The sequence below is a fragment of the Streptomyces europaeiscabiei genome (assembly GCF_001550375.1).
Lineage (GTDB): Bacteria > Actinomycetota > Actinomycetes > Streptomycetales > Streptomycetaceae > Streptomyces > Streptomyces europaeiscabiei.
This window is the reverse complement of record NZ_LRTR01000506.1, coordinates 13,987-37,843: the sequence shown is the minus strand read 5'-3', so window position 1 is coordinate 37,843 and position 23,857 is coordinate 13,987. Positions and strand designations below refer to the sequence as shown.

Below are 23,857 nucleotides of genomic sequence, written 5' to 3'. Positions count from 1 at the left end.
CCGTTCCTCTCGTGCCGCCTCACGCCACCTCCGGCCGCCTATCCGGTGCGGACAGCGCCGCCAGGGCCGACGCGACCGCGTGGGAGGCGGACAGGTCGAGCCGGGCGCTGGTGCCGCGGGCCTTGTGGCGGACCTCGGCTGCGGCGAGGGCGAGGAGCTGCGGCAGCAGGTCGGTGCAGCGCCGGGCCACCCAGCCAGTCCCCGCGGTGGCCAGCCACCAGAGACCGGCGCTGCGCGTGGGCACCGCGAGCTCCGGCTCCTCGGAAGGAGCGGGACCCGTGGCGATCCCCGCCTCCGTGAGCAGGGTGTGGAAGCGGACGGCGAGCTGCCGGTGCCCCCGCTCACCGGGGTGCAGCCGGTCCGCGCTCCACATCGCGCGGTCCGTCAGCCAGGCGCCCTCCGCGGCATGCAGATGGACCGCCCCGTGACGCTCGGACAGGGCGTGGACGACGCTGTTGACGGCCCGCTGCCGCCGGGCCAGCGGCCTGGCCAGCGCCCCGGGCAGGCCGAGCATCGCCCCGGGATCGGGCAGACACGCGGTGAGCAGCACCGTGCCCCGCTCCCGGAAGGCCCCGTAGATCTCGTCGAGGCGGGCGGCGACGGCGTGGATGTCGAAGGTGCAGCGCAGAGTGTCGTTGACGCCGACGACGACGGAGGTGATGTCCGGGCGGAGCGCGAGCGCGGCGGACAGCTGCCGGTCGAGCACGTCGCGCGTCTGGGAGCCGCTGACGGCCAGGTTGGTGAACTCCACGCCCGGTCCGAGCCCGTCGGCGAGGAGCGCGGCCCAGCCCCGCCAACCGCCTTCGACGGGGTCGCCCACGCCCTCGGTGAGGGAGTCGCCGAGGGCCACGAACCGCGGGGCTCTCATCCGACGCCCTCCCGCACCGAGCGCCCGACGGTCGCGTCGTGCGCGGCGAGGAACGCGTCCACCGCGGTCTGCCAGCCGAAGCACTCGGCACGCGCGCGTGCCGCCTCCCTGCGGTCCTCCTCGGGCCGGTCCAGCAGCAGTTCGACGGCGTCCGCGAAGGACTCCCCGCTGTCGGGGGCCGTGGCCCCGGCCGACCCGACCACCTCCGACAGCGCGGACGACGAGCTGGCCACCACGGGTGTCCCGCAGGCCATCGCCTCCAGCGCGGCGAGGCCGAACGTCTCGGCGGGCCCGGGGGCCAGGGCCACATCGGCACAGGCCTGGAGGGCGCCCAGCGCGCCGCGGTCTCCGACATGCCCCAGGAAGGTCACCGGCAGCCCCTTGGCCCGCTGTTCGAGCCTGCCGCGCAGCGGCCCGTCCCCGGCGACGACCAGCACGGCCCGCCGTCCGCGCCGCAGCAGCGCCTCCAGGGCGTCGACGGCCGTACCGGGCCGCTTCTCGACGGACAGCCGGGAGCACATCACCAGCAGAACGTCGTCTGTGCGCGCGTACCGCTCGCGCAGCGCCGGGTCCCGCAGCGCGGGATGCCGTCCCGCCAGGTCGACGCCCAGGGGCGCCCGGACGACGTTCCGGGCACCGATCCGTACGAACTCCCGTTCGGCGAACTCGGTGGTGCACACCACCCGCGAGTAGGTGTGGGCGGTACGGACGTTGAGGGCGTCGGAGGCCCGCCGGGCCATCCCCTCGGACAGGCCCCAGGTCCGCAGCACCCCGTCGGCGGTCTCGTGCGAGACCATCACCGCACGGACCCTGGCCCGCCGGGCCCACGCCCCGGTCCAGCGCAGCGTGGTCCGGTCGGAGACCTCCAGCCGGTCGGGCGCGAGCGACTCCAGCAGGCCGGCCACCCGACGCTTGTCCGTGAGGACGCGGTAGCCACCGGTCCCCGGCAGCAGCGGCCCGGGCAGGGTGATCACCCGCCCCTGCTCGGTCGCGCTGTCGGTGTGGCGCTCACCGGGCACGACGAGCACGGCCTCGTGCCCGGCCGCCTCGAAACCCTTGCCCAGCTCTCGCAACGCGGTCCGCAGACCGCCCGAGGAGGGCGCGACGAAGTTGGCGATCCGGACGATCCGCAGCCTCTGGTCGGGGGCCCCGCTCATGCCGCCACCGCCGTCCGCGCCGTCAGCACATCGGCGTAGTGCCCGATGAGCTGATCGCCGACGGCCGCCCAGGTGCGCCCCTCGACCATGGCCCGTCCGGCGGAACCGTACGCGGCCCGGAGCGCCGGATCGGCGGCCAGGGACCACACGGCGTCGCGTACTGCGGCCGCGTCGCGCGGCGGGACCAGGAGCCCCGTGCGCCCGTGGGCGACGAGGTCCAGCGGGCCTCCGGCGGCGGGCGCCACGACGGGAACCCCGCTGGCCATGGCTTCCTGCACGGTCTGACAGAAGGTCTCGAAGGGGCCGGTGTGGGCGAAGACGTCGAACGAGGCGAAGATGCGGGCGAGATCGTCGCCGGTGCGGCGGCCGAGGAAGACGGCTCCGGGCAGGGCCTCGCGCAGGCCTGGCTCGCTGGGCCCGTCGCCCACGACGACGACGCGTACGCCGTCCAGGCCGCACACTCCGGCCAGCAACTCGATCTGCTTCTCGGGGGCGAGGCGGCCGACGTAACCGACGATCAGCTCACCGCCGGGCGCCAGTTCGCGGCGCAGCGCCTCGTCGCGCAGGCCGGGGCGGAATCGGGCGGTGTCCACCCCGCGCGGCCACAGGCTGACCCGGGGGACCCCGTGTGCCTCCAGGTCGCGCAGGGCCGCGGTGGACGGGGCGAGGGTGCGGTCGGCGGCGGCGTGCACGGAACGGATGCGCCGCCAGGCCGCCGTCTCGCCGGCGTGGACGTAGGTGCGGGCGTATCCGGCGAGGTCGGTCTGGTAGATGGCGACGGCGGGGACACCCAGGCGCGCGGCGGCCGCCATGCCCCGCACGCCGAGGACGAAGGGGCTGGCCAGGTGGACGATGTCGGCCCGGTGTTCGACGATCGCCGCGGCGACCCGGCGGCTGGGCAGGGCGACCCGGACCTGGGGGTAGCCCGGGAGCGGAAGGGAAGGGACGCGGACCACGGGACACGGCGCCCGGAGGTCTGCTCCGGCTCCCTGGGCGGTGGCCGGGGCCACGACGAGCGGGGCGTGCCCCCGCGCGACGAGGTGGCGCGCGGTCTGCAGGGCGCAGTGGGCCACGCCGTTCACATCGGGGGGAAAGGACTCGGTCACTATGACGACACGCATACCCGTGTTGTCGTCGTGCTGGACGTGGCCGCGTCAACGTGGATCTTTCCGGGCGGATAACGTCCCATGAGCGTTGCGCTGCGCACATGTCCAGGTCAGGCGGCGTCCATGCCCTCCTGGCGTCCGAGCCACCCGGTGTTCACATTGCGGGCATGTCTGGACCGATTCGGCTGCGTACGGCTGTCTGGACCTCGGCCTCCTCGGCCGGGTCGGCGGCGAGCCGGCGGAGTTGGTCGACGACTCGCGTGTCACCCGTCTCGGCGTGCCGGGCGGCGATCTCGCGGGTGGTCTCCTCGCAGTCCCAGAGGCACTCGACGGCGAAGCCGGCCGGGAAGGAGGGGTCGGTGGCGGCGAGCGCGCGGGCGGCGCGGCCACGGAGGTGGGAGGAGGCGGTCTCGCGGTAGATGTGGCGCAGGACGGGCGCGGCGCAGACGATGCCCAGACGGCCGGTGCCGTCGACGAGCGTCCACAGGGTCGGCGCGTCGGGCCCTTCTCCGCGTACGGCCTCCCGCAGCGCGCCGAGCACCAGGTCGCTGTCCTTGGCTCCGCCGAGGCAGGCGAGCATGCGTCCGGCGGCGGCGCCCAGTGGGTCGGGCCGGTGCACCCAGCCGCGCGCCCGGTCGACGGCGGCCATGCTGCGCATCCGTTCGAAGGCGTCGACGGCGGCCTCCACGACCATCGTCGTTCCGTCGCTCACGGCGCCCTCGATCAGTTCGAGGGCGTCGGGATCGTTGCCGTCGGCGAGGTAGCGCAGGGCGGTGCAGCGGGCGCCGTCGTCCCCGGACCGGGCGGCCGTGAGGATCTCGGGCCGGTCCTCGGGGCCGGCGACGGCCGTGAGACACCGGGCGGCCGGCACATGGAGGACGGCTCCGCGTTCGATGCCCTGCTGGGCCCACTCGAACACGGCCTGGACGCTCCACCCGGGCCGAGGGCCGGTCGGGCGCATCTGCCGCTGCCAGCGGTCGAAGCAGCCGGTCTCGTGGGCGGCACGCACGCGGGTGGCGATCGCGTCGCGGGGATCGTCGGCCCACAGCCGCCAGGGCCGGGGTTCGAAGGCGTCGCGGACGGCGGCGGCCAGCTCGGCCTCGCCCTCCGGATCGGTGGCGAAGCGGGCCAGGACGGGTTCGGCGAGGGCGCGCAGCCCTTCGTCGTCGTCCCTGAGGGCCAGCTCGTCGAGGGCCCAGGCCCAGCTGGTGCCCACGGCGGCGTAGCCGCGCAGCAGTTCGAGCGCGTCCCGCCTGCCGTACGAGGCGAGGTGCCCGAGGACCGCGAGGGCCAGCCCGGTGCGTGACTCGTCGGAGTCCAGCACGTCCTCGGCGTCGAAGAGGTGCCGCTCGATCTCGTCGAGCTCGCCGCTCAGATCGAGGTAGAGACGGGCGTAGTACAGGGAGCGGTTCTCCACCTGCCAGTCGTGGCGGGGGTCGCTCAGCACACAGTGGTTCAGTGCCGCGAGCGCCTCGGCCCGCGGGGCGGTGAGCGCGTGCAGGGTGCCGTCGCCGCGGCCCCGCTGCAGCAGGCCGAGCAGCGTACCGCTGGGCGCTATGACCGGTTCGAACATGGGAAACAGCCTCACATCAAGCGTCGACGCAACCGGGGATCTTGCTTTACCTGGCCGCGTGACAACACGTCGGGGCGCCCGCCGTCTCTTGCTTGCTGTAGACCATCTTCCTCTGCCTCTCGTCGGTGGCCCATGCGGACCGCATCACGGCCCACGCGGTGCGGCAACAGCTGCCCAGCCATCATGTCCGTGAATCACGACGTCATGATGACCCGGCGGTTCTTCCTACCGCGACCGAAATATCCGGCGGCCCCGTACCGCCTCCCCCGTCTTTCGTGTTTTACCTGGTCAGAAAACGTGGATCAGTGTGCTGCGAACAGTCCGAGCAGTTCGTTCCTGCCGAACATCCGGGCGGTGTCGATCGCGTTCGGAGTGCCCGCGACCGGGTCGGCCCCGCCGTCCAGAAGGACCCGGACGACGCCTTCCTCGCCCTTGAAAACCGCCCCGGCCAGGGGAGTCTGACCCCGGTCGTTGACGCGGTCGGCCGCACCGCCACGGGCCAGGAGGGCCCGTACCGCATCGGCGTGACCGTGGTACGCGGCGAGCATCACGAGTGAGTCGCCGCGGTCATTGGTGAGGTCGGCCGGAACCCCCGCGTCGACGTACGACACGAGCGCCTCGGTCTCGCCCCGTCGGGCCAGATCGAAGATCCTGGTCGCCAGCTCCACGACCTCCGGGTCGGGGGCTTCGCTCATCGCCGGGACCACCTCTCACAAACGCGTTTCGAGCCGAACGGGTGAATCGCCAGGGTACTGGCTCACCGCGCACATCAGCGGACAGAGCCGAGGCAAAGATCACACCGAGTCCCGTCGTGCGCAACAGCCCAGCCCGGACGGCCCAACCCGGATTCCGCCACTCAGGCGAAATATGCCGAATTTCACCCAGTTGCACCTTTTATCGTATGGATACATGCTGTGACCTTGGAAGAACTCATGGTGACTGTCCCCATCAACCAGGAGAACCCAAATGATCCTGAACATCTCAGGCGTCGTCCTGCTCGGCGTCATCGTCTTCCTGTTCTTCCGCAAGGACGGCCTCAAGGCCTCGCACTGCATCGTCGTCACCCTCTTCGGGTTCTACCTCGCCAGCACGGGCATCGCCCCGAGCATCACGGCGGGCGGCGAGAGCCTCGCGAGCCTCCTCGGCGGGATCAAGTTCTGACCCCGTCCCCATCCGTACGCACCCCCAGGAGACAGCTGTGGCCCGGGTCCCCCTCCCCCGCATTCTGAGCACCGGCGGCGCGCACCTCGCCAGGAGCCGGGAGCTGGCCCGGACGGCCGCCGACGGCGCCACCGACGTGCTCCACCCGTTGATCACGATCACGCGTGGACTGCGCCGGCTGGTCGCCGCCGGGCGGCGCAGATGGGCCGAGACCCCGAAGGACCGCCGCGGGTCACTGCTCTTCCTGGCGGCCTCGGTCGTCCTGGTCGTGACCCTGGTGCCGTACGGCCTGCTGCTCGCCGTCATCGCCCTGATGGCGGCGGCAGCCTGGGCGGGCCGGGCAGGAGCCGTCCGGGAGCCCGTCGGCCCCGACGAGTCCCAGACCCAGCGTCTGCGCTCCCTCTACGAAGCCCTGGTCCCCTATTTCTCGGCCGCCGAGGACCCCGAACCCCTCTACTCGCACGGCGGCGCCTGGGACAAGGCCTTCCCCACCTACGCGTTCGACGGCACGGGCCGCGTCTGTCATCTGCTGATCCGCTACCCCGCGTACTTCACCGACGGCGAGCCGGAGGCCCGCGCGCGCATCGAGCAGCTGCTGCACGCCAAGGCGGGCCGCGGCCGTGAGTACCGTTTCACCTGGGACGAGGAAGGCAACGAACTCACCGTGGCCGTCCTCCCCCCACTCGCCACCGACATCACCGCCCAGCGCTTCGTGACGGCCCCGGGCGAGACGGTGCTCGGCTTCACCGACGCCGTCCACGTCCAGCGCACCCTTCCCCTCTCCTCCGGCGAGGAGCAGCGCGACGTGCCGCCGGTCGTCTGGCGCACCGGCCTGCGTTCCACCGAGCCGCATCTGCTGGCCGTGGGCGAACCGGGCAGCGGTACGACGACCCTCCTGCGCTCGATCGCCCTCCAGGCCCTCCAGCACGGCGACGTCGTCATCGTCGAGGGCGGCGGCAGCGGCGAGTACGCCTGCCTCACCGGCCGCGACGGGGTCCTCGCCGTGGAGTGCGGTCTCTCCGGAGCCCTGGCGAGCCTGGAGTGGGCCTCCCAGGAGACGGAGCGCCGGCTGATCGCCACGAACCGGGCCCGCCAGGCGGGGCAATCCGCACCGGACGACATCCGCCGGCCCCTGTGGCTCCTTCTCGACCGCCCGAGCGTGCTGACCCACCTCGCCTCGACCGACGGCCGGCACGACCCGCAGTCCCTCCTCCAGGTCCCCCTGCGCCACGGCCGCGCGGTCAACGTCACCGTCGTGATCACCGAACAGTTCGACCACCTGGACACCCTCACGGACGCGGTACGCCGGCACACCCGCGCCCGCGTGGTTCTGGGCCCCGCCTCCCCCGAACAAGTGGAAGCGGTCCTGGGCACGGCACCCCCCACCACCCCCACCCCGGACGTCCCCCCGGGCCGGGGGTACGCCCGTCTGGGCCCCGCACCCACCCTCCGCCTCCAGGTCCCCACCACCCCGGACCCCTACGACGAGAACACTCCCGAACCCCACCGCCAGGCGGTCCTGGCCCTCCTCCCACCGCACACGACCCCACCGGACTCCCTCACGAAAGCCGCGGTGGCCGAGACCTGAGGCTCCCCCGCCCCACCGCGGGCCCCCGTGCCGCGACCCACGTCACGGGGGGCGCAGCGGCACCCGGCAGGCACCGGAGGCGAAACCCTGCCCCGCCCGACGGCAACCGCCGCGCGCCCACCCGGCGGAGCCTCACGCCACGAACGTCCGCGGCCCCTCGGTCCCGCCCGACGCCCCGTCCCGCACCAACCGCGCGGCAGCGGCCAACCGCGCGGCAGCCTCCTCGGCGACCGCTCCCCCCACGGTGAACGGCAGCCGCACATACCCCTCGAACGCCCCGTCGACCCCGAACCGGGGTCCGGACGGCACCCGAACCCCCACCCGCTCCCCCACCTCCGCGAGCCGCGACCCCGACAGGCCCCCGGTACGGACCCACAGGGTCAGCCCGCCCCGAGGCTCCGAGAACTCCCAGTCCGGCAGCTCCCGCCGCACCGCGGCCACCAACGCGTCCCGGTTCCCCCGCGCCTGCTCCCGCCGGATCCCCACGGCCTGCGCCCAACCCCCCGTACTCATCAGCCAGTTCACGGCCAGCTGTTCCAGCACGGGCGTCCCCAGATCCGCATAGGCCCGCGCCGCGACGAGACTCCGGATCACATCCGGCGCCGCCCGCACCCACCCGATCCGCATCCCCGCCCAGAAGGCCTTGCTGGCCGACCCGACCGTGATGACGGTGGACCCCGCCGGATCGAACGCGCACACGGGACGCGGCATCTCGACGTCGTCGAGCCACAGCTCACTCATCGTCTCGTCGGCGACCAGCACGGTCCCGGCCCCCCGCGCCGCGTCGACGAGCCCCCGACGCCGGTCATCGTCGGCGAGCGCGCCGGTCGGGTTGTGGAAGTCGGCGACGACGTACGCGAGCCGGGGCGCCGCGTCCCGCAGGACCTGCCGCCACCGGTCCATGTCCCATCCGGCGAGCCCGTCGGCCATGGCGACCGGCACCAGCCGCGCCCCCGCCTCCCGCATCAGCTGCAGGATGTTGGCGTAGGACGGCGACTCCACCGCGATCCGCTCCCCGCGCCCCGCGAAGAGGTGACAGATCGCGTCCATGGCGCCCATGGCCCCCGTCGTCACCATGATCTGCTCGGGCATCGTCGGGATGCCGCGCGCGGTGTAGCGGTCGGCGAGCATGGAGCGGAGCGCGGGCAGCCCGGCCGGGTAGTCGCCGTGCGTGTGGGCGTAGGGCGGCAGTTCCTCCAGCGCGCCCTGCACGGCCCGGGTGAGCCAGGGCTCGGGGGCGGGCAGGGCCGCGCAGCCCAGGTCGATCATCGAGCCGAGCGCCTCGGGCGGGAGGGGCTCGAGTCCACGTGCGGGAAGCGGTTTCCCGGCCGGCACGGCGGTCCAGCTGCCCGCTCCCCGCCGAGACTCCAGGAACCCTTCCGTGCGCAGTGCCTCGTAGGCCGCCGCGACGGTCGTCCGGCTGACGGAGAGGGACAGGGCCAGCTCGCGCTCGGCGGGCAGCCGGGCGGCCACGGGCACGCGGCCCTCCAGCACCAGCAGCCGGATCCCGTCGGCGAGCGCACGGTAGGCGGGCGGGCGGCGGGTGCCGGGGCCTGCGGGGCGCTCCTGCTGCGAGGTGAGCAGCCGGGCGAGCTGGGCCGCTCCTACCGCTGAAGTCCACTGCGCCATGATTTCCAGTCCACCTTCCCCGAATTGGCCATGGATGACTGCACTCTCCAAGCCACAGAGTGTCATGCGTCAGGCCACCGGCACCACCAGGGGGAAGTCTTGCCCACACAGCACGAGCCACCGCACGAGCCACCGCACGAACCACCGCACGAACCGCAGCAGGATCTGCGACAGGACCCGCAGGACCATCCACAGCGCCGTCTGGGCCGACGGCTGACCCAGCTCTACACCGGCCTCGCGCTGTACGGCGCCAGCTCCGCGCTCCTCGTGCAGGCGGGACTCGGCCTGGAACCGTGGAACGTGCTGCACCAGGGCCTGGCGGAGCTGACCGGCCTGACCATCGGCGTGGTGTCCATCATCGTGGGCGCGATAGTGCTGCTGCTGTGGATCCCGCTCCGCCAGCGCCCCGGTCTCGGCACGGTCTCCAACGTCTTCGTGGTGGGCATCGCGATGGACGCCACCCTGGCCCTGGTGCCCGAGGCGCACACCATGGCCGTACGGATTCCCCTCCTCGTCGGCGGGATCGTGCTCAACGGCGTGGCGACGGGCCTCTACATCGCGGCCCGGTTCGGACCGGGCCCGCGCGACGGCCTGATGACCGGGCTGCACCGCCGTACGGGACGCTCGGTCCGGCTGATGCGGACGGCCGTGGAGGTGGCGGTGCTGGCGACCGGCTTCGCCCTCGGTGGCACGGTCGGCGTGGGCACTCTCCTCTACGCCCTCTCCATCGGCCCGCTCGCCCAGCTCTTCCTGCGCGTGTTCGCCCTCCCCTCGGAATCCGGCAGCACGGTCGTTGCCACCGGTCCATCGGAGCGGGCCATACTGCCCGGGTGACCGCCCTCGTACGCCACCCCTACCTAGACCATCCGGGCCCGATCGCCTTCGCCCACCGGGGCGGGGCGGCCGACGGCCTGGAGAACACCATGGCCCAGTTCCGGCGGGCGGTGGAGTCGGGCTACCGCTACATCGAGACCGATGTCCACGCCACGCTCGACGGCAAGCTGGTCGCCTTCCACGACTCGACCCTGGACCGGATGACCGACGGGTCGGGCCGGATAGCGGACCTGCCGTGGAAGGAGATCGGGCACGCGCGCGTGGCGGGCGTCGAGCCGGTCCCCCTCTTCGAGGATCTCCTCGGAGCGTTCCCCGAGGTCCGCTGGAACGTCGACATCAAGGCGGAGCCCGCCCTCCACCCCCTCCTCAATCTCATCGCCCGCACCGATTCCTGGGACCGTGTCTGCGTCGGTTCCTTCTCCGAGTCCCGGGTCGCCCGCGCCCAGCGCCTCGCCGGGCCGCGCCTGGCCACCTCGTACGGCGCGAGCGGGGTCCTGGGGCTGCGGCTGCGATCCTGGGGCGTTCCGGCCTCGGTGCGCCGCTCGGCGGTCGCGGCACAGGTGCCCCAGGCGCAGTCCGGGGTGCCCGTGGTCGACCACCGGTTCGTACGCGCCGCCCACGCGCGCGGGCTGCACGTCCACGTCTGGACCGTGAACGAACCGCAATCCATGCACCGGCTCCTGGACCTGGGCGTCGATGGCATCATGACCGATCACATCGACACGCTGCGCAAGGTGCTTGAGGACCGGGGAACCTGGGTCTGAGGCCCTCGCGCGGACCGTTCACGGGGAAGCGAGGGCACGGGTGGGCACCGACACCGTGCGGACGGACACAGCCGACGAGGCCGCGGGCAGGCGGCGTGAACAGCGGGGATGGTACGTCTACGACTGGGCCTGCTCCGTCTACTCGACCAGCGTCCTGACCGTGTTCCTCGGCCCCTATCTGACCGCGGTCGCCAAGTCCGCCGCCGACATCGACGGTTACGTGCACCCGCTGGGCATACCGGTCCGCGCGGGCTCCTTCTTCGCGTACTCGGTGTCCCTGTCGGTGATCCTCGCCGTCGTGATCATGCCCCTGGTGGGCGCGGCGGCCGACCGTACGGGCCGCAAGAAGCCCCTCCTGGGCGCGGCCGCCTATGTGGGCGCCGCCGCGACCGCGGGCATGTTCTGCCTGGACGGCGACCGCTACCTCCTCGGCGGCGTCCTGCTGATCGTCGCGAACGCGGCGCAGTCCGTGGCGATGATGCTCTACAACTCCTATCTCCCCCAGATCGCACGCCCCGAGGAACGCGACGCCGTCTCCTCACGCGGCTGGGCGTTCGGCTACGCGGCCGGCGCGCTGGTCCTCGTCGCCAACCTGATCCTCTTCACCGCCCACGACAGCTTCGGTGTCTCGGAGGGCATGGCGGTCCGTATCTGTCTGGCCTCGGCCGGCCTGTGGTGGGGCGCCTTCACCCTCGTCCCGCTCCGCCGCCTGCGCGACCGCCGCAGCCCGGCGGGCGAGACCGGGGAGGCGACCGCCCCCGGCCTGCGCCAGCTCGCGGCGACCGTCCGCGACATGCGCCGCCACCCGCTGACCCTGGGCTTCCTCCTCGCCTACCTCGTCTACAACGACGGCATCCAGACGGTGATCTCCCAGGCCTCGGTGTACGGCTCCGAGGAACTCGGCCTGGAGCAGTCCACGCTCATCGTGGCGGTCCTGCTGGTGCAGATCCTGGCGGTGGGCGGCGCCCTCGGCATGGGCCGGCTCTCCCGGCGCTACGGCGCCAAGCGCACGATCCTCGGCTCCCTGGTCGCGTGGACGGTGATCCTCGCCGCCGGGTACTTCCTCCCGGCCGGGGCGCCCGTGTGGTTCTTCGTCCTCGCCTCGGGCATCGGTCTGGTCCTCGGCGGCAGCCAGGCACTCTCCCGCTCCCTCTTCTCCCACCTCGTCCCGCCCGGCAAGGAGGCCGAGTACTTCTCCGCGTACGAGATGAGCGACCGCGGCATGAGCTGGCTGGGCCCGCTGCTGTTCGGTGTGACATACCAGCTGACCGGAAGTTATCGGGACGCGATCATCTCCCTGGTCGTCTTCTTCGTCCTGGGATTCGCCCTGCTCGCGAGGGTTCCGGTGCGCCGGGCGATCAGCGACGCGGGCAACCCCGTACCGGACAGGATTTAGCGCCGGGAGCGAAAGGGCTGTAGTGTACGCGTTTGGCCTGCCAGGCGTACCGTTACTGCGCGTCAAAGATGCCGAAACGCTGGGTGACATCTGCTGTCAGATGTGACAAACCGGGCGCGGGTGGGTACAACAAGGGCGGCTACGACGGCGACGCGTGACCCGGATCGGGACACGCAACGGGAATCTTTACCGCCGACCGGACGTTGACCGGATGACGACGACAGCGACACCTGTCCTGTGGGCGACAAGCCCGGGAGGCACGATTCATGAGTGAGCGAGCTCTTCGCGGCACGCGCCTCGTGGTGACCAGCTACGAGACGGACCGCGGCATCGACTTGGCTCCGCGCCAGGCCGTGGAGTACGCATGCGAGAAGGGGCACCGCTTCGAGATGCCCTTCTCGGTCGAGGCGGAGATTCCGCCGGAGTGGGAGTGCAAGGTCTGCGGGGTCCAAGCACTCCTCGTGGACGGCGACGGCCCTGAGGAAAAGAAGGCCAAGCCCGCGCGTACGCATTGGGACATGCTGATGGAGCGGCGCACCCGTGAGGAACTCGAAGAGGTCCTCGAGGAGCGCCTCGCAGTTCTCCGCTCCGGCGCGATGAACATCGCGGTACATCCGCGAGACAGCCGCAAGTCCGCATAGCCCGCCCTTCTGGGGGCCTAGCGGAACCACAACAGCGCAACCGATGACCGTGGGCGCCGTACGAACATGTACGGCGCCCGCGGTCTTTTCGCGCGCCCTGTGCGACCCACGCACCCCGTCAGGGGCTCGGGGAACTACGCGAGAAGCCCACTCTGCCGCGGGCGAAGAGCCACCCGAGCCGGATCGAAGGGGCACCCAACCCCTGGAGCACCGGACGGCATGGGACGGTCAGGGGCGGCGGGGCGGGAGAACGCCTTACCGGTTCAACGGCGGGCGCGGCCCCTGCGGCGGCGAAGCGTCCCGGAAACCCTCATCGTCCCGAATCACTTCCCCTTGCACGACCTTGCCGTCGGGCCGATGAATCCGCGCCTGCTGAAAGGCATCCCCGAGGCCCCCGGAACTTGCTTCCCGAATCTTCCGCTCGAAGGTCCGCTCCGCATAGCGCCCCGACGCCTTCTGCACCGGTGGAATCAGCAGCACCAGCCCCACCGCATCGGACACCAGCCCCGGCAGCATCAGCAACAGGCCCCCCAGCATCAGGAACCCGTTGCCCTCGCTCTTGCCCGGTTCACTCCCGGCGCCCGGCTCACCCGCACCGCCCTGCTGCTGTTGCAACGTCTCGCTCAGCGCCCGGAACGCCCGCCGCCCGGCCCGCTTGACCACCGCGGAGCCGGCGACGAATCCGGCGACGAGGAGCAGGAAGACCGTGAAGCCACCGGCCGCGCCCGCGACCACCGTGAGCAGCCAGATCTCCAGCACCAGCCACGCGGCGACACCCAACGGCAAAAACGTGCGCAGCCGGGAGCGCCGGGGCCGGGCGGGATACGTCGGGGGCGGAGCGCCAGTCGTCATGCTCCCAGTGTGCCTGGCCCAGGCTCAGCACGGCATAAGGGGATGATCAGGACCGGCTGTGGAACACGACCGGGCCTCCACCGGCCGCGAACGAACCCGTCCACGCCGCAGGCTCAGCCCTGCCTGTCGTCCCCGGACCCCTTGCCGTTCCGCCCCAGCACCTTGCCGACCCGCTCTCTCACGCCCCACGCCGTGACCCGCCACAGCGCCTCGACGAGGATGTCGCGGCTCATCTTGGAGTCGCCCAGCTCGCGCTCGACGAAGGTGATGGGCACCTCGACGACGTGGTAGCCCGCCTTGATCGCGCGGCGGGCGAGGTCGACCTGGAAGCAGTAGCCCTGGGAGGCGACCTCGTCCAGGCCGAGCCCTTGGAGGGTCTCGCTGCGGAAGGCCCGGTAGCCGCCGGTGACGTCGCGGACGGGGACATCGAGCAGGACACGGGAGTAGAGGCTGCCGCCGCGGGAGATGAACTCGCGGGACCTGGGCCAGTTCACCACGCGTCCGCCCGGCACCCAGCGGGAGCCGAGGACGAGGTCGGCGCCCTTGAGCGCGGTCAGCAGCCGGGGCAGCTCCTCGGGCTGGTGGGAGCCGTCGGCGTCCATCTCGATGAGGACGCCGTAGCCGTGCTCCATGCCCCAGCGGAATCCCGCGAGGTAGGCGGCGCCCAGCCCTTCCTTGCCCTTGCGGTGCAGCACCTGGACACGGTCGTCCTCGACGGCCAGTTCGTCGGCGAGCTTGCCCGTGCCGTCGGGGCTGTTGTCGTCGGCCACCAGGACGTGCGCGTCGGGAACAGCCTTCCGCACCCGGCCGACGATCGCCTTGATGTTCTCCGCCTCGTTGTAGGTCGGGATGATCACCAAGGCCGTGCCGAGCGGGCCGAACCGCCTCTCCTGGCCTTCCGCCGCGAGGGTCCCGTCGCCGTCGTTCACTGCTGCCCCTTCAAGTCCTCCGTGCGCAGGGAACCACCATAGTGGCCACGGCCTGCGATGGAGTGTCGGCCGGTGCCCGGAGAGGTGCCCATTGAACAGGAGGTGTGCGGGAGCGCGCTCTGAGTAGCCTGTGCGCCCGCCACGGGCAGATCCCACGCCGACCCGGGACGGAGTACCGATGTCGCCCCCTGCGGATGGGGGCCCGACGCCCTTCGGGCCGACCTGGGGCCCGCTGGCTGCGGGTCGACCGAAAGCCGTTGTCTACTGAGCGTCCGGGCCCCACCCGGGTCACACCTACCCGACCGGGCCGGAACGTTCCCTCGCCGGAGCGCGACCCCTGGGCCTGGCTCCCAGTGGTGGTGCGCCGGTACGGCACACCACCCTCGACCCAGCGGCGCTCCGTACGACCGCGCGGAAGTTCCCCGATCGGACGTCCGGTGGTGGACCCGGCAGAACCTACCCGTCTCCTGCGGCCACCTGTCAACCACTGCCTGACCTGCGAATTTTCCCGCAAAGGCCTGGTCGGAGGGGAGGAGCCGCAGGTCGCGCGGCGCGCCGCCGGGTCGTGGTCGGCTCCGCGCCCTCGCGGGAGATCACTCCCCCGGCCGTACGAAAACCGTTCGCCCGGCCACCACGGTCCGCAGACAGACGGGCAGGTCGGCGCCGGGACTCAGGTCGGGCAGGCCGGGGGTGCCGGAACGGGGGTCGGTGGACCAGCGGGCGACCCGGTCGTCGGGTGCCTGGACGACGAGTTCGCCGGTGCGCCACACCGCGTAGTCCGCGGGCGCGCCCGGTACGAGGACGCCCGCGTCGTCCCGTCCGATCGCCCGCCAGCCGCCCCGCGTGTGTGCCGTGAACGCGGCGCGCACGGACACCCGGTGCTCCGGCGTGCGGTGGAAGGACGCCGCGCGGACGGTGCCCCACGGATCGAGGGGGGTGACCGGGCTGTCGGAACCGAAGGCCAGGGGCACGCCGGCGCGCAGCAGGGCCGCGAACGGGTTGAGGGTGCGGGCACGCTCCAGGCCCAGCCGCTGGGCGTACATGCCCTCCTCGCCGCCCCACAGCGCGTCGAAGGCGGGCTGGACGGAGGCGGTGAGGCCGAGTTCGGCGAAGGCGGCGACGGTCTCGGGGGTCAGCATCTCGGCGTGCTCGACGCGGTGCCGGGCGGCCCTCACCCGGGCCGGACCGACCTTCTCGGCGGCGGCGCGCACTCCCTCGACGACCGAGGCCACCGCAGCGTCCCCGATGGCGTGGAAGCCCGCCTGGAGCCCCGCCTCGGTGCAGGCGACCACATGGGCGGCGACGGCCTCCGCGTCCAGGTACGCCGTGCCGGTGTGCGCGGCATCGGCGTACGGCTCGTGCAGGCACGCGGTGTGCGACCCGAGGGCCCCGTCGACGAAGAGGTCGCCCGCGGCTCCGACGGCCCCGAGGGCACGCGCCCTCTCGACGTCGCGCTCCGCCCAGTAGCCGACCACGCGGGGGCCGGGCTCCTCGGCGGCGAGCCGCAGCAGCCCCGTGAAGTCGTCCTCGGAGGAGATCTCGGGTCCCGCGCACTCATGGAACGAGCCGATACCGAGCGAGACGGCGTGGGCGAGGGCGGCCCGCTGGGCCTCGGTGCGCTGGGCGGGAGTGATGGCACCGAGGGCGGTGGCACGTACGGCGTGGTGGGCGTCCCGGGTGAGGGGGCCGTCCTCGAAGGCGGCGGCGCCCGGGACCAGGTCGAGCAGGGCCGTGGTGACGACCGCCGAGTGAACGTCGATCCGGCTCAGGTAGAGCGGGCGGCCGCCGGTGGCCTCGTCGAGTTCGGCGCGGGTCGGCGGGCGGCCGCCGGGCCAGCGTGCCGCGTCCCAGCCGTGGCCGAGGAGGACACGGTCGGCCGGACGGGCGGCCGCGAATTCCCGTACGAGAACGAGGGCGGCGTCCAGGGTGGGGGCGCAGGAGAGGTCGAGGCCGGTGAGGGCGAGGCCGGTGGCCGTGGTGTGCACATGGGCATCGGTGAACGCCGGGGTGACCAGGGCGCCTTCGAGGTCGATCACCTCGTCGACACCGGCCGCGAAGGCGTCGGCGGCGCCCTCGGAGCCGACCCAGGCGATCTGGCCGTGTTCCACGACCATCGCGGTGGCGAACGGGTCGGCGGGGCTGTGGACTTCTCCACCGCGGAGCAGCACGGTTTTCGACGAGGCGGTGCGATCACTCATGGGGACAGTTTCGCGTGCGCCGGCTGCCGCGCCGCACCAGGGCCGCGCTTTCGAGGCGCCCGACCCTGTCGGCTGCGCCCGTCCGTTCCGCCCTGCGGAACGATTGCCCACGGCGGTGAGCGGTCGATCGGGCCGCTGCCGACGGCCGACGGCCGACAGCCGGCAGTCGGCAGTACCGGTCAGATCCTCGGCGGCCTCGCCTCGTAAGGCGTGGACAGCACCACCGTCGTTCGCGTCGACACGCCCGCCAGGGACCGGAGCCGGGCCAGGAGTTCCTCCAGTTCGTGCGGGGTCGCCACACGGACCTTGAGGATGTAGTTCTCGTCGCCGGCGACGCTGTGGCAGGCCTCGATCTCCGGGACGCCGGCGAGGCGTTCGGCGATGTCGTCGGGGGCGCTGGGGTCGAAGGGTTTGACCGAGATGAACGCGGTCATCGGCAGCCCGACGGCTTCCGGGTCGACGACCGCGGCATAGCCCCGGATGACGCCACGCTGCTCAAGTCGGCGCACACGCTGATGTACCGCCGACGTGGACAGGCCCGTGGCCTTGCCCAGGTCGGTGTAGCTCATCCGCCCGTCCGCGACGAGCAGCTGCACGATCTGTCGGTCCAGCTCCTCCATGGCGCAAGAACCTACAGGGCGGTTGATCTCCTTCGATACCCGAGCGGCGCAGGTCATGCCCGGTTCGTGATGCGACCGAGGGGCGCCGATGAGCCATATGGGTGACAACGTCGCCGTGTCGGGCATCTGCGAGCGGCATGTGACGAAGACCACAGCATCCGAACAGGCTGCGTGATGATCTCGTGATTACGGTCGAGACGGGACGGGAAGTGCTTGCTGTGGTCGGAGGCCGCAGCGCCTTCACGACCCAGCCCGAGGGGGAGAATTCCATGCAGAGTCTTAAGCGCCCTGGTCGTACCGTGCCCAAGCGGCTCCAGGCCGTCATCGATCCCGAGCCGGAGGGCGTCGAACCGGACGACGAGTTCGACGCGTACGACACCTTCGAGATGTACCGGGTGATCTGCCCGGACTGCGCGCAGCCCATCGCCCTGCTGTCCGACGAGGACAGCCTGCCGGAGCACGCGCTGGTCGTGTCGCCGTGGAACCCCTTCGGGCTCACGGTCTGCGCGGGTACGGGCCGTTCGGCCGGCGACGCCCGGTCGGCGGACGAGTCCGTCGAGCCGCAGGAGCAGGACACGGCCCTTCTGTTGACGCTCCCTCAGGGCCTCGACTGGCGGACACAGCCCTTCTCGCACGTCGGCGGTCCGGGCTCGCGCCCGATGCGCGTGCCGGTGATGCGGCGTCAGGCGGCCTGATTCCAGGGCCTGTCGGCCCAGTCCGTCCGCGCGCCCGACGGGCAGGCCCCGTCCTGCCCCGTTCGGTTCCGTCGCGAACTCAGACACGATTCCCGGGAGTGGTGACCGGGCGCCCTCACGGGCGTTGGCCCGGTATGACCCCAACATTTTCGGTGACCGGAAGTCGGCGTCACATCTTCGTACCGGCTTCGGCAGAATCGCTTCCGCAGGGGTCGGCCCAGCCGCAGGACCCGCCGATCTACCGGGCCCTGCTGCGGACTTGGGCCGACCGAGGCCGCACCCTGCCGGGGCGTCACGATCCGGAGTGGGTGCGACTGGCGACGCCGCCGAGCGGCCTCGACCAGTTCGGCAGCATCATGGATCCCTTCGCCGTGCCCGACCTCTTCCGTGGCTCCTTCAGCGTGACTCGGGCCCCGCGAGGTGACGGGCGATGACCATCCGCTGGATCTGATTGGTGCCCTCGACGATCTGGAGCACCTTGGCCTCGCGCATGTACCGCTCGGCGGGGAAGTCCGCCGTGTAGCCGTACCCGCCGAGGATCTGCACGGCGTCGGTGGTGACCTTCATCGCGGCGTCGGTGCACAGCAGCTTCGCCATGGCCGCCTGCTTGGAGAAGGGCCTGCCCGCGTCGCGCAGCCGGGCGGCGGAGAGGTAGAGCGCCCGGCCCGCCTCTATCTGCGTGGCCATGTCCGCGAGCATGAAGCGCAGCCCCTGGAAGTCGGAGACCGGCCGCCCGAACTGCCGCCGTCCGGTGGCGTACTCGACCGCCTCGTCCAGCGCCGCCTGGGCCACACCGATCGCGCAGGCCGCGATGCCGAGCCGCCCGGAGTCGAGCGCGGACAGGGCGATCGCGAAACCCTGGCCCTCCTCGCCGAGGCGCCGACTGTCGGCGACGCGCACCCCGTCGAAGTGGAGCTGCGCGGTGGGTGAGCCCTTCATACCCATCTTCTTCTCGGGCGCGGCGGCGCTCAGCCCCTCGGCGTCGCCGGGCACCAGGAAGGCGGTGATGCCCCGGGAGCCCTCACCACCCGTGCGGGCCATGACCGTGTAGAAGTCGGCGATGCCGCCATGCGTGATCCAGGCCTTGGTGCCGGTGATCGCCCAGTCTCCCCCGCTCTCGGCTCCGCTCGAGCGGGAGGGGCCCCCGTCGTCCCGCGCCGCCTTCGTCCGCAGGGACGCGGCGTCCGAACCGGACGAGGGCTCGGAGAGGCAGTACGCGCCGAGCAGACGGCCGCCGAGCATCGCCGGCAGATGCTCGGCCTGCTGCTCCTTGGTGCCGTAGTTGGCGAGGGCGTGGCAGGCGAGGGTGTGGACGCTCACGCCGAGGCCGACCGTGAGGCGGGCCATGGCGAGCTCTTCCAGGACCTGGAGGTAGACCTCGTACGGCTGATCACCGCCGCCGTGTTCCGAGTCGTACGGCAGGCCGAGCAGTCCCGACTCCGAGAGCAGGCCGAAGAGTTCACGCGGGAAGCGGCCGGCGTCCTCCTCCTCGGCCGCGTGCGGGGCGATCTCCCGCTGCGCGATCTCACGGACGAGCGAGATCAGATCCCGGGCCTCTTCCGTGGGCAGTTGACGATCCACCGGCTGCGGGGCGCGGTCGGGCATGGCGACGTTCTCCTCCCTGTCGGGCACTGCGGCGGACACGCACAGGGGATGACGTGGTGCCACCGGGTCTCACGTGCCACAGCCGATGGTCCTCCTCCGGATCGCGGAAGCCGCTGATCAGCGGCGGTGGCGCTTGGAGTATGCCCGATCCGGAGCAGCGAGTCACCGGTTAACGAGCGTTCATTAGGACACATTCGGCGACCTGCCCGCACCCCGCCGGAATTGGTCCGAACCATTGACCCCAGTGGTCTAGTCCTCTACGGTCTCCCCCAACCGACGCGCCACCGCGTTCGTGCCCATCGGCACAGCAGGCCCAGGCAGCACCCTCCCCGCCCTGCTCCCCTCCCCCGGAGTCACGATGCTCAGATCGCACAGCTCCCGCGTCCCCGTCAGGACGCTTGTCGCCGCCACGTGTTGCGCCGCCCTCGGCGCCGGACTCCTCGCCGGAGCGGGCACCGCGACCGCCACGCCCACGAAGGCCGGCCCCGAGCCCCACGCGCCCGGCGCGGTCGGCTCGAAGGTCGTCGGCTACTTCATCGACTGGGGCATCTACGGCCGCCAGTACTACGTCAAGAACATCGAGACGTCCGGTTCGGCGAAGAAGCTCACGCACATCAACTACGCCTTCGGCAACGTCGTCGACGGCAAGTGCGCGATCGGCGACCCCTGGGCGGACACCGACAAGCCCTTCACCGCCGAGGAGTCCGTGGACGGCGTCGCCGACAGCGCGGACCAGCCGCTGAGCGGCAGCTTCAACCAGCTGCGCAAGCTCAAGAAGCTGCACCCGAACCTCAAGATCATCTGGTCCTTCGGCGGCTGGACCTGGTCCGGCGGCTTCGGCGAGGCGGCGAAGGACCCGCGGGCCTTCGCGAACTCCTGCTACGACCTCGTCGAGAACTCCCGGTGGAAGGACGTCTTCGACGGCATCGACATCGACTGGGAGTACCCCAACGCCTGCGGCCTCACCTGCGACACCAGCGGCAGCGAGGCCTTCGAGGACGTGATGGCGGCTCTGCGCAAACGATTCGGCAGGAAAGAGCTCGTCACCGCGGCCATCACGGCCGACGCCAAGAGCGGCGGGAAGATCGACGCGGCGGACTACGCGGGTGCCGCGAAGTACGTCGACTGGTACAACCCGATGACGTACGACTACTTCGGCTCGTGGGACGCGACCACCGCCCCGCACTCGCCGCTGTACCCGTACCCCGGCATCGCCGACAAGGCGTTCAACACCGCCGCCACCATCAAGAAGCTGAGGAGCCTCGGCATCCCGCCGTCCAAGCTGCTGCTGGGCATCGGCTTCTACGGGCGCGGCTGGACCGGTGTCACGCAGTCGGCGCCCGGCGGCACCGCGACCGGCCCGGCGGCGGGGACGTACGAGGCGGGCTACGAGGACTACAAGGTGCTCAAGGCGACCTGCCCGGCCAACGGGATCGTCGGCGGCACCGCGTACGCCAAGTGCGGTGACGACTGGTGGAGTTACGACACCCCGCAGACCATCAAGGGAAAGATGGCCTACAAGAACGCGCAGGGCCTGGGCGGCACCTTCTTCTGGGAGCTGAGCGGCGACACGGCGAACGGTGAGCTGATCAAGGCGATCAAGTAGCCGCCGCGACGCGGGACTTGGGGTGGGGGCCGGTCGGCGGACCTCCACCCCGAGCGCGTTTCCCGGGTGTTGCCGGCCTGCGGGGCGCTCAGCTGTCCCGGCGGGCGGGTTCCGGTGCGAGGTAGGCCGGGGCGAGCTCCTCGATGGCGCGCAGCGAGCCGCCCAGCATCTTGACGAGCAGATCGCGCATGGTGTCGCGGGGCAGCTCCGGGCGGTCGATCCAGTCGAGGGTGGCGCCCTCGACCGCGCACACCCAGCCGAACAGGCCCATGCGGGCCACCGGTTCGATGTCGCTCCTGCCGTACGCGCCCTCGGCGATGGTGGCGACGATCGCCTCACGGACGCCGTCCCGGATGGCGTGCACCTGGGCGTCGAAACCGACGCCGCCACTGACGATCGTGCGGTAGGCGGCCTGGTTGTCCTGCGCGTAGCGCAGATAGCTTTCCACGGTCCGGTGCACCCGCTCCACGGGCGGCAGTTGGACGCCGCTCGCCGCGAACGTGATCAGATCGGCGACCGAGTCCTCGACGATCGCGAGGTAGTAGCCGCGCTTGGACTTGAAGTAGTAGTAGATCAGTCCCTTGGCCACGTGCGCCTGGCGCGCGATGTCGTCCATCGACAATGTGTCGTACGACGTGTCGGCGAACAACTTGCGCCCGATGGAGATGAGTTCGGCGCGGCGCGCAGACGATCGGTCGGTGCCGCGTGCCCGTGGCGGTTCGACATCACGCTGTTGGCTACTCTTCAATTTCGGTCCTGGTCTCCAACTGCCAGCGGGACAACCGCAGTATGGCAGACCCTCACCACCAGCTTGTTCGACTCTGATCGACAGAATCGACCGGCGGATCAGGTCACAGCAGACCCAGCCGGGTCACCAGCATCGCGACGACCACGACCAGGGTCCAGCCCATGATGTGTTCGACGATCTTCGGGCCGTCGTCCCTGGGGCCGCCCGTGCGGGTCCGGACACGGTTGGCGGTGGCGGAGGTCGCGGTCATGGCAGCTCGCTGGTGTGATCGGCGTGTGGTGGGCTCCCCCACCGTTTTCGTCCACCTTGCCACCGCATGGGTGGTTCACGGCCGAGAGCTTGGTCACACGACGGCGCGGGCCCCGGGGCACCCGGGGCCCGCGCCGCATCGGCACACCGCGTCAGCAGACGCCCACCGCCGCGAGCGCCGCGAGCTGGCGGGACGTGGGCCGAGCCGGGAAATACAGATAGCAGATGCCACCCGTGCCGGAGACGACCTTGCCGGCGGCGTTGTACCGCTTGGTCCGCAGCCAGATGTTCTCCCACTCGCGCCGCCGGTAGATCCGGCGCACCGCCTCGTTGGTCGGTGAGTTCGGGTCGTTGGCGATGACGTCGCCGTCGGCGGTGAAGCCGATCACCGTCATGAGGTGCCCGGCCGTGCCGTAGCCCGCACCCGTCAGTTCCGCCGCAAGGAACGACTGCGAGGTGATCGCCGGGATGCCCGCCGCGATCAGCGTCTCCAGGTCGGTGAGCGAGCCCAGCCGGGTCACCACGCCCTGGAGGTCCTTGTAGGTGGCGGCGTACGCGGCGTTGAAGGGCCAGTTGCCGCAGCCCTCGTACTGGTAGTCGAAGGTGAACCGCGCCGCGTGGCACACCTGCGGGTCCGCGTACGCCGGGTCGACCCAGGCCAGGTCCGCGGCGCTGGGCTTCCGGCCCCAGAACTCTATGATCATCTGCGAGGAGGTGGGGCTGCACCAGGCCTCACCGCCGTTGTCGTACTCGGGGTACTGGCCCTTGTGGGTCTCCTGGGAGTAGCGCGGGACGTTCAGCTCCCGGGCGAGCCCTGGGGCGGAGGCCGGGACGGTGAAGCGGTCGGGCACGTCGGAGCCCATGGCGCCGAGCCGCCACACCGTGGGGGTGAGCCGGGTGCCGGGCGCGCGGTACAGGGTCAGCCGCAGCCGGTACGAGGCGAGGCGCAGTCCCGTGGCCGGGTCGTCGATCGCGAAGGTGTCGGTCCAGACACTGCTCCTGCCGTCCTCCTGGCCGTCGACGGAGGTCCGTCTGATGTCCTGGTCGCCGGCCGCCCAACGGCCCAGGACGTACCAGGGCGTGTCCGTTCCGTCGGAGTACGTGCCCTTCAGCTCGATCCGGATCCAGGTGCCGGCCGGGGTGCGCGCGTTCCAGGACGCGATGACCTCGGTGGCGGGCACGGTGAGCCGGTGGACCGGGGAGGTCCAGGTCGCGTACTCCCAGGCGGCCGTCCGGCCGGTGTGCGGGTCGGTGTAGTCGGTGGTGCCGAGCGGCGCGTCGATCACCAGCCCCGGCCGCTCCCCCGCCTTCGCCCGGGTGCCCTCGGCGCTGCCGGCACGCCAGTCGGTGTACGAGATCCAGGCGTGGTACTCCGCCGGGCGTTCCGGTGCTTGCGCGAGGTGGGCGGGGACTTCGCCCCGGCCGCTCGTGGTGTCGGCGACCGCCTGACCCGCCGATCCTCCGGCCGCTGCGGCGGCGGTGGCGACGGCTGCGGTCAGGACGGTCCTGCGGGACGGCTCGGAAAGGCTCGTCATCTGCGGGAGACCCCCAGTGATCCGGAAGGAACGGGTTCAGACGCACGGCTGTTCGCCCACTATGGACGCCGGGGAAGGGCTTCTGCCAGCACCTCGCGCCTCG

Annotated in this window: 23 protein-coding genes; 9 read left to right on the top strand and 14 right to left on the bottom strand. The window is 71.9% G+C overall.

Annotation, left to right across the window (positions count from 1 at the left end):
• Positions 1-19: 19 nt before the first annotated feature.
• The 5 genes from AWZ10_RS24595 to AWZ10_RS24575 form a co-directional block, all read right to left on the bottom strand.
• Positions 20-868 (bottom strand): SGNH/GDSL hydrolase family protein, encoded by an 849-nt coding sequence (locus AWZ10_RS24595; protein WP_060892051.1) that lies wholly within the window; start codon positions 866-868, stop codon positions 20-22.
• Positions 865-2,025 carry a glycosyltransferase gene (locus tag AWZ10_RS24590; RefSeq protein WP_060892050.1) on the bottom strand — a complete coding sequence of 387 codons (1,161 nt, stop codon included), beginning with the start codon at positions 2,023-2,025 and terminating at the stop codon, positions 865-867. Before AWZ10_RS24590 ends, AWZ10_RS24595 begins: the two co-directional genes overlap by 4 nt.
• Positions 2,022-3,146: a glycosyltransferase family 4 protein gene (locus AWZ10_RS24585; protein WP_046702510.1), complete on the bottom strand. Its 1,125-nt coding sequence runs from the start codon at positions 3,144-3,146 to the stop codon at positions 2,022-2,024. The genes AWZ10_RS24590 and AWZ10_RS24585 overlap by 4 nt, the downstream gene beginning before the upstream one ends.
• Before the next feature lie 139 nt (positions 3,147-3,285).
• Positions 3,286-4,704: a HEAT repeat domain-containing protein gene (locus AWZ10_RS24580; RefSeq protein WP_046702509.1), complete on the bottom strand. Its 1,419-nt coding sequence runs from the start codon at positions 4,702-4,704 to the stop codon at positions 3,286-3,288.
• A 302-nt stretch (positions 4,705-5,006) separates the two neighbouring features.
• Positions 5,007-5,399 carry an ankyrin repeat domain-containing protein gene (locus AWZ10_RS24575; RefSeq protein WP_037701278.1) on the bottom strand — a complete coding sequence of 131 codons (393 nt, stop codon included), beginning with the start codon at positions 5,397-5,399 and terminating at the stop codon, positions 5,007-5,009.
• Between the two features lie 271 nt (positions 5,400-5,670).
• On the opposite strand from AWZ10_RS24575, the gene AWZ10_RS24570 reads away from it, so the two are divergent.
• Both AWZ10_RS24570 and AWZ10_RS24565 read left to right on the top strand, forming a co-directional pair.
• The gene (locus tag AWZ10_RS24570) at positions 5,671-5,865 is read left to right on the top strand and encodes a hypothetical protein (protein ID WP_005485586.1); all 195 of its coding nucleotides are present in this window, start codon (positions 5,671-5,673) and stop codon (positions 5,863-5,865) included.
• A 37-nt stretch (positions 5,866-5,902) separates the two neighbouring features.
• The gene (locus AWZ10_RS24565; RefSeq protein WP_060892049.1) at positions 5,903-7,453 is read left to right on the top strand and encodes an ATP-binding protein; all 1,551 of its coding nucleotides are present in this window, start codon (positions 5,903-5,905) and stop codon (positions 7,451-7,453) included.
• A gap of 132 nt (positions 7,454-7,585) precedes the next feature.
• Here AWZ10_RS24565 and AWZ10_RS24560 read toward each other — a convergent pair whose 3' ends face one another.
• Positions 7,586-9,082: an SCO1417 family PLP biosynthesis transcription factor gene (locus tag AWZ10_RS24560; protein ID WP_060892048.1), complete on the bottom strand. Its 1,497-nt coding sequence runs from the start codon at positions 9,080-9,082 to the stop codon at positions 7,586-7,588.
• Positions 9,083-9,247: 165 nt separating this feature from the next.
• Here AWZ10_RS24560 and yczE point away from each other — a divergent pair, with 165 nt between their 5' ends.
• The 4 genes from yczE (at position 9,248) to AWZ10_RS24540 (ending at position 12,717) form a co-directional block, all read left to right on the top strand.
• On the top strand, positions 9,248-9,916 hold the full coding sequence (gene yczE / locus AWZ10_RS24555; protein WP_060892055.1) for a membrane protein YczE: 669 nt from the start codon (positions 9,248-9,250) through the stop codon (positions 9,914-9,916).
• Positions 9,913-10,680, top strand: coding sequence for a glycerophosphodiester phosphodiesterase family protein (locus tag AWZ10_RS24550; protein WP_046709184.1), 768 nt, complete (start codon positions 9,913-9,915; stop codon positions 10,678-10,680). The genes yczE and AWZ10_RS24550 overlap by 4 nt, the downstream gene beginning before the upstream one ends.
• Before the next feature lie 40 nt (positions 10,681-10,720).
• Positions 10,721-12,076, top strand: coding sequence for an MFS transporter (locus AWZ10_RS24545; protein WP_060892047.1), 1,356 nt, complete (start codon positions 10,721-10,723; stop codon positions 12,074-12,076).
• 266 nt (positions 12,077-12,342) lie between these two features.
• On the top strand, positions 12,343-12,717 hold the full coding sequence (locus tag AWZ10_RS24540) for an RNA polymerase-binding protein RbpA (protein WP_046709182.1): 375 nt from the start codon (positions 12,343-12,345) through the stop codon (positions 12,715-12,717).
• 255 nt (positions 12,718-12,972) lie between these two features.
• Here the strand turns inward: AWZ10_RS24540 and fxsA are convergent, their stop codons facing one another.
• The 4 genes from fxsA to AWZ10_RS24520 form a co-directional block, all read right to left on the bottom strand.
• Positions 12,973-13,569, bottom strand: coding sequence for an FxsA family membrane protein (gene fxsA / locus AWZ10_RS24535; protein WP_046709181.1), 597 nt, complete (start codon positions 13,567-13,569; stop codon positions 12,973-12,975).
• Positions 13,570-13,682: 113 nt separating this feature from the next.
• Entirely contained in the window at positions 13,683-14,498 is an 816-nt protein-coding gene (locus AWZ10_RS24530) for a polyprenol monophosphomannose synthase (RefSeq protein ID WP_046709180.1), read from the bottom strand.
• Positions 14,499-15,091: 593 nt separating this feature from the next.
• A complete protein-coding gene (locus AWZ10_RS24525) occupies positions 15,092-16,696 on the bottom strand; it encodes an amidohydrolase (RefSeq protein WP_046709179.1) in 1,605 nt (534 codons plus the stop codon).
• Between the two features lie 179 nt (positions 16,697-16,875).
• Positions 16,876-17,316: an Lrp/AsnC family transcriptional regulator gene (locus tag AWZ10_RS24520; RefSeq protein WP_033532524.1), complete on the bottom strand. Its 441-nt coding sequence runs from the start codon at positions 17,314-17,316 to the stop codon at positions 16,876-16,878.
• Positions 17,317-17,585: 269 nt separating this feature from the next.
• Here AWZ10_RS24520 and AWZ10_RS24515 point away from each other — a divergent pair, with 269 nt between their 5' ends.
• Together AWZ10_RS24515 and AWZ10_RS53860 are read left to right on the top strand one after the other, a co-directional pair.
• Positions 17,586-18,011, top strand: a complete 426-nt coding sequence (locus AWZ10_RS24515) for a hypothetical protein (RefSeq protein WP_060892054.1) — start codon at positions 17,586-17,588, stop codon at positions 18,009-18,011.
• A 134-nt stretch (positions 18,012-18,145) separates the two neighbouring features.
• Positions 18,146-18,445 carry a hypothetical protein gene (locus AWZ10_RS53860; RefSeq protein WP_078935719.1) on the top strand — a complete coding sequence of 100 codons (300 nt, stop codon included), beginning with the start codon at positions 18,146-18,148 and terminating at the stop codon, positions 18,443-18,445.
• Here the strand turns inward: AWZ10_RS53860 and AWZ10_RS24510 are convergent.
• Positions 18,408-19,616, bottom strand: coding sequence for an acyl-CoA dehydrogenase family protein (locus tag AWZ10_RS24510; RefSeq protein ID WP_046709178.1), 1,209 nt, complete (start codon positions 19,614-19,616; stop codon positions 18,408-18,410). The two genes, AWZ10_RS53860 and AWZ10_RS24510, sit on opposite strands and share 38 nt — an antisense overlap.
• A gap of 358 nt (positions 19,617-19,974) precedes the next feature.
• On the opposite strand from AWZ10_RS24510, the gene AWZ10_RS24505 reads away from it, so the two are divergent.
• Positions 19,975-21,222 (top strand): glycoside hydrolase family 18 protein, encoded by a 1,248-nt coding sequence (locus AWZ10_RS24505; protein ID WP_060892046.1) that lies wholly within the window; start codon positions 19,975-19,977, stop codon positions 21,220-21,222.
• Positions 21,223-21,310: 88 nt separating this feature from the next.
• Here AWZ10_RS24505 and AWZ10_RS24500 read toward each other — a convergent pair whose 3' ends face one another.
• From AWZ10_RS24500 to AWZ10_RS24495, 3 genes are all read right to left on the bottom strand, one after another.
• Positions 21,311-21,970 (bottom strand): TetR/AcrR family transcriptional regulator, encoded by a 660-nt coding sequence (locus tag AWZ10_RS24500; protein WP_107084686.1) that lies wholly within the window; start codon positions 21,968-21,970, stop codon positions 21,311-21,313.
• Between the two features lie 103 nt (positions 21,971-22,073).
• Positions 22,074-22,220 carry an SCO1431 family membrane protein gene (locus AWZ10_RS50410; protein WP_107084685.1) on the bottom strand — a complete coding sequence of 49 codons (147 nt, stop codon included), beginning with the start codon at positions 22,218-22,220 and terminating at the stop codon, positions 22,074-22,076.
• A gap of 151 nt (positions 22,221-22,371) precedes the next feature.
• Positions 22,372-23,754 (bottom strand): peptidase C39 family protein, encoded by a 1,383-nt coding sequence (locus tag AWZ10_RS24495; RefSeq protein ID WP_060892045.1) that lies wholly within the window; start codon positions 23,752-23,754, stop codon positions 22,372-22,374.
• Positions 23,755-23,857 lie beyond the last annotated feature (103 nt).

What these genes read in the sequence shown, in the direction of transcription:
- AWZ10_RS24525 (WP_046709179.1), bottom strand. Translation starts at nt 16,696, where the DNA reads ATGAGTGATCGCACCGCCTCGTCGAAAACCGTGCTGCTCCGCGGTGGA.
- AWZ10_RS24575 (WP_037701278.1), bottom strand. Translation starts at nt 5,399, where the DNA reads ATGAGCGAAGCCCCCGACCCGGAGGTCGTGGAGCTGGCGACCAGGATC.
- AWZ10_RS24510 (WP_046709178.1), bottom strand. Translation starts at nt 19,616, where the DNA reads ATGCCCGACCGCGCCCCGCAGCCGGTGGATCGTCAACTGCCCACGGAA.
- AWZ10_RS24590 (WP_060892050.1), bottom strand. Translation starts at nt 2,025, where the DNA reads ATGAGCGGGGCCCCCGACCAGAGGCTGCGGATCGTCCGGATCGCCAAC.
- AWZ10_RS53860 (WP_078935719.1), top strand. Translation starts at nt 18,146, where the DNA reads ATGACCCCAACATTTTCGGTGACCGGAAGTCGGCGTCACATCTTCGTA.
- AWZ10_RS24585 (WP_046702510.1), bottom strand. Translation starts at nt 3,146, where the DNA reads ATGCGTGTCGTCATAGTGACCGAGTCCTTTCCCCCCGATGTGAACGGC.
- AWZ10_RS24505 (WP_060892046.1), top strand. Translation starts at nt 19,975, where the DNA reads ATGCTCAGATCGCACAGCTCCCGCGTCCCCGTCAGGACGCTTGTCGCC.
- AWZ10_RS24570 (WP_005485586.1), top strand. Translation starts at nt 5,671, where the DNA reads ATGATCCTGAACATCTCAGGCGTCGTCCTGCTCGGCGTCATCGTCTTC.
- AWZ10_RS24595 (WP_060892051.1), bottom strand. Translation starts at nt 868, where the DNA reads ATGAGAGCCCCGCGGTTCGTGGCCCTCGGCGACTCCCTCACCGAGGGC.
- AWZ10_RS24515 (WP_060892054.1), top strand. Translation starts at nt 17,586, where the DNA reads ATGCAGAGTCTTAAGCGCCCTGGTCGTACCGTGCCCAAGCGGCTCCAG.
- AWZ10_RS50410 (WP_107084685.1), bottom strand. Translation starts at nt 22,220, where the DNA reads ATGACCGCGACCTCCGCCACCGCCAACCGTGTCCGGACCCGCACGGGC.
- fxsA (WP_046709181.1), bottom strand. Translation starts at nt 13,569, where the DNA reads ATGACGACTGGCGCTCCGCCCCCGACGTATCCCGCCCGGCCCCGGCGC.
- AWZ10_RS24540 (WP_046709182.1), top strand. Translation starts at nt 12,343, where the DNA reads ATGAGTGAGCGAGCTCTTCGCGGCACGCGCCTCGTGGTGACCAGCTAC.
- AWZ10_RS24520 (WP_033532524.1), bottom strand. Translation starts at nt 17,316, where the DNA reads ATGGAGGAGCTGGACCGACAGATCGTGCAGCTGCTCGTCGCGGACGGG.
- AWZ10_RS24495 (WP_060892045.1), bottom strand. Translation starts at nt 23,754, where the DNA reads ATGACGAGCCTTTCCGAGCCGTCCCGCAGGACCGTCCTGACCGCAGCC.
- AWZ10_RS24580 (WP_046702509.1), bottom strand. Translation starts at nt 4,704, where the DNA reads ATGTTCGAACCGGTCATAGCGCCCAGCGGTACGCTGCTCGGCCTGCTG.
- AWZ10_RS24560 (WP_060892048.1), bottom strand. Translation starts at nt 9,082, where the DNA reads ATGGCGCAGTGGACTTCAGCGGTAGGAGCGGCCCAGCTCGCCCGGCTG.